Here is a 1,137-nt window from a genome sequence, read left to right on the forward strand (position 1 = left end):
CAGTAGAAAAAAATAAGCGATGAAATTCGATCTATCCTTTACCAATAAAGAGATTACGCCTTGGGGAGGAATGGTGTTTTTAAAGCAAATGTTGGACAAAATCGGCTTTAGAGAGCAAATTGAAAAATGCGAATCTTTACCTGTGTCACTTTCCAATAATTCTTATAAAAAAGAAGTTTTGCTTGAATCTTTTATTACGAGTATTTGGTGTGGCGCCAATCGTTTTTTGCACACAGAAATTACCCGTGCAGATAAGGCTCTTGGGGAAATATTTGACTGGCGAAAGACCCCTGCTCAGGACGCATATAAACGCTATTTTGGCAAGTTTACACAACACATCAACCAGCAAGTTGGGCATCATTTTTTCAGTTGGTTTTTTCAGAATTTGAACCTCAATTATTTTACGTTAGACATTGATTCATCTGTAATTACTCGATACGGAGAGCAAGAGGGAGCAAAAAAAGGCTACAATCCTAAGAAAAAAGGAAGAAACAGCCATCATCCTATCATTGCATTTGTGAACGATGTAAAGATGGTCGCTAATTTTTGGCTCAGGAGCGGTGATGCTTCTTCGGCAAATAATTTTGTAGGATTTTTAGAAGAAACACTCTTAAATTTTGGGGATAAGAAAGTAGGATTAGTTCGTTTGGATAGTGGTTTTTTCCAGAAAGACATTATGGATTATCTTGAATTAAAAACACTCCAATACATCATCGCTGCAAAATTTACTCACCCCATTCAACACTTGATAGACCAGCAAGATTTTTGGATAAAAGTTGATGAGGGCATCGAAATTTGCGACAAATATTATCAAGCAAAAAACTGGGAAAAGCCAAGAAGGATAGTCATTGTAAGGCAAAAAATAGCACAACGGCCGAATGCGGCAGGCCGAATATTAAGCCTGTTTCCGGAAGATGAAATCCATAGAAATTATCGCTATTCAGCCTATATTACCAACCAAGAACAATCGGCAACAGATGTTTGGAGAACGTACCGAAACAGAGGCGATGCAGAGAATAGAATCAAGGAATTAAAGGCAGATTTTGGAGCCGAAAGTTTTAACCTTAAAGGCTTTTTCCCTACAGAAGCTGCACTTATATTTTCGATGATTGCTTATAATCTGATGTCAATTTTCAG

At 37.4% G+C, this 1,137-nt stretch carries 1 protein-coding gene; it reads left to right on the forward strand.

The genetic code is table 11. The annotated features are described in order from the left end of the window. Positions 1 to 19: 19 nt before the first annotated feature. A partial coding sequence (locus EGH73_RS13910) for an IS1380 family transposase (RefSeq protein ID WP_123282353.1) occupies positions 20 to 1,137 on the forward strand: 1,118 nt, incomplete at its 3' end.

Source organism: Epilithonimonas hominis, assembly GCF_003730015.1.
Classification (GTDB): Bacteria; Bacteroidota; Bacteroidia; order Flavobacteriales; family Weeksellaceae; genus Epilithonimonas; species Epilithonimonas hominis.